Origin of the sequence: Noviherbaspirillum sp., assembly GCF_036846085.1 — a bacterium.
In the GTDB taxonomy this organism is placed as follows: Bacteria; Pseudomonadota; Gammaproteobacteria; order Burkholderiales; family Burkholderiaceae_D; genus Noviherbaspirillum.
This window is the reverse complement of record NZ_DAIUCO010000379.1, coordinates 1-3,145: the sequence shown is the minus strand read 5'-3', so window position 1 is coordinate 3,145 and position 3,145 is coordinate 1. Positions and strand designations below refer to the sequence as shown.

Annotated in this window: 1 protein-coding gene; it reads left to right on the top strand. The window is 59.9% G+C overall.

The genetic code is table 11. The features are described from left to right. Positions 1-3,145, top strand: a 3,145-nt coding sequence (locus tag V7080_RS24945; protein ID WP_334191072.1) for a non-ribosomal peptide synthetase, incomplete at both ends; no start/stop codon positions are given.

The window sequence follows — 3,145 nt, the reverse complement described above, 5'->3', positions numbered from 1 at the left end:
GATCTGGGCGGCCACTCTCTGCTGGCGGTGAAGGTCACTTCGCGCGTGCGGCAGACGTTGGAGGTGGAACTGGGCGTGGACCAAATGTTCTCCCATCCCAGCCTGAGTGCGCTGGCTAGCGCCGTCGGACAGGCTGCCAAAAGCAACTTGCCGGCCATCACGCTGGCTTCCCGGGACGAGCCGCTGCCGCTCTCGTATGCGCAGCAGCGTCTGTGGTTCCTGGCCCAAATGGACGGCGTCAGCCAGGCCTACCACATCCCGATGGGCTTGCGCATGCAAGGCAAGCTCGACCGCGCCACCTTGCGTCGGGCACTCAACCGTATCGTCGCGCGCCATGAAGCACTACGCACCACCTTCATGCTGGAACACGGCCAGCCGATGCAAAGGATTGCGCCTGCCGATACTGGTTTTGTATTGCAGGAACACGACCTGCGCAGCGAAAGCGACATCGAAGCCGCGCTGAAGGCGCTGGCCGAAGCCGAAGCAGGAGCGCCCTTCGATCTGGCAGCCGGCCCGCTGGCGCGTGGGCAATTGATCCGAACGACTGACGACGACCACGTGCTGTTGGTAACGATGCACCACATCGTCTCCGACGGTTGGTCGCAAGGCATTCTGATCAACGAGTTCAGTGCGTTGTACAACGCCTATCGTGACGGGCGCGAAGATCCGCTGCCGCCATTGGCGATCCAGTACGCCGACTACACAATTTGGCAACGACGCTGGATCGACGGCGAAATGCTGCAAGCACAAGCTAGCTACTGGCAGCAGGCGCTGACCGGAGGGCCGGTACTGCTGAAGCTACCGACCGACCGCCCACGTCCGGCACAGCAAGACTTCGCCAGCGCGTTCACCGAAGTGGCTATCGACGCGAGCCTGACGGATGAACTGAAGGCGTTGAGCGCGCGTCACGGCACGACCCTGTTCATGACACTGCTGGCCGGATGGGCAGCAGTCCTGGCGCGCCTTTCCGGTCAAGACGACGTCGTGATCGGGACTCCGAATGCGAACCGTACGCGTGCCGAAGTCGAACCGCTCATCGGATTTTTCGTCAACACGCTCGCGATCCGATTGAAGTTGTCCGGCGAGCCAACGGTCTCGAATTGGTTGCAGCAGGTCAGGCAGCAGACTTTGGATGCGCAGCAGCACCAGGACCTTCCATTCGAGCAAATCGTCGAAATCCTGAACCCGCCCAGAAGCAGCGCCCACACACCGATCTTCCAAGCCGTCTTTGCCTGGCACAACAATGAAGGCGGAAAACTTGAGCTGGGAGATCTCACGCTTGAACCGGTCGATGCTCCCTACCCCGTCACCAAATTCGACCTGACGCTCAACCTTTCCGAGACGAATGGCGCAATTGTCGGTGGGATCGAGTACGCTGCGGCATTATTCGACCCCGCGACAATTGAGAGGCACAGGAGCTACCTGCTGAACCTGCTCAGGGCCATGGTGGACGGAGACGAGCAGCCCGTTCCCCGGCTTTCGATATTGAGTGCGGCAGAACGCGAGCGCATTCTGACAACCTGGAACGCGACGGCTGCGGCGTATCCGCGTCACATGTGTATTCACGAAATCGTTGAAGAACATGCCAGACGGTCACCGAAAGCCGTTGCAGTGATTCATGGCGGACGCGAGATTACTTACCGCGATTTGAATGCCGAAGCAAACAGACTTGCGCGCTACTTGCGCGCATCGGGAATTGGAGAAAGTAACCGCGTTGCCATACTGCTACGCCGGTCTATCGGATGTATCGTTGCGCAGCTGGCGCTGGTCAAGTGCGGAGCCGCCTTCGTCACACTAGATCCGGGGGCGCCGGACGCGCGACAGCATTTCATCATTGACGATTGCCAAGCTCGGATCCTGATCACTCAGTCTGAAATCGCTCTTTCTGATGCACCTGGAGTGATGCGCGTCGATCTGGACCAACTCGCCACGAGTGACCAATCGTCGAGCGACCTTTTACTTTCCGTCGACAGCGAAAACCCGGCGCATGTTTCCTACACGTCGGGCTCCACTGGTCATCCCAAAGGAGTCGTGGTACCCCACAGGGCGATTGGCCGGGTCGTCCTGAACAACGGATATGGGGACTTTCGTGCGGAAGACCGATTCGCCTATTCAACCAATCCGGCATGGGACGCCAGTACCTTGGAAGTATGGGGCGCACTGCTGAATGGCGCTTCGATCGCAGTCATTGACCAGGAGGACGTGCTGGAACCGGCGCAATTTGGACATGCGTTGCAGGCGAACGCCGTGAATGTCCTGTGGATGGGCGTAGGTCTTTTTAATCAGTATGCAGCATCGCTTTCGGACGTATGGCCCCGGTTGCGTTATCTGATTGTCGGCGGCGATGCGCTTGATCCACGGGTAATTGCCCGCGTACTGCGCGACTGCGCGCCGCATCATCTGATTAATGGTTACGGACCAACTGAAACAACTGTTTTTGCCGCTACGCACGAAGTAGAGGCGGTGGCAGAGGATGCTCGCAGTGTGCCGATCGGACGTCCAATATCCAATACGCAGATTTATATCCTTGATTCCTATCTGCAGCCAGTCCCCATTGGTGCGGTGGGCGAGATCTATATCGGCGGCGATGGTGTGACCCTCGGCTACCTGAACAGGCCAGATTTAACCGCCGAGCGCTTCGTTGTCGATCCGTTCAGCAGTGAACCGAATGCCCGGATGTACAAGAGCGGCGACCTCGGCCGTTATGACGCAAACGGCGTCATCGATTTCATGGGACGAAACGATACGCAGGTGAAGCTGCGCGGCTTCCGCGTCGAACTGGGCGAGATCGAGGCGAAGCTGCTGGAACAGGAAGGCGTACGCGAAGCGGTCGTGTTGGCACGCGAAGACCAGCCGGGCGACAAGCGCCTGGTCGCCTACCTGACGATGGATGCGGAGATCGACACCGAAGCGCTGCGCGCAGCGCTGTCGGCTTCGCTGCCTGAGTACATGGTGCCGGCGGCTTACGTGCAGCTCGACACGCTGCCGCTGACGTCCAACGGCAAGCTGGACCGGAAAGCGCTGCCGGCGCCGGAAGATGACGCCTATGGCAGCCGCGGTTACGAAGCGCCGGTGGGCGAGACGGAAACCGCGCTGGCGGACATCTGGGCCGAAGTACTCAGACTGGAACGTGTCGGCCGGCATG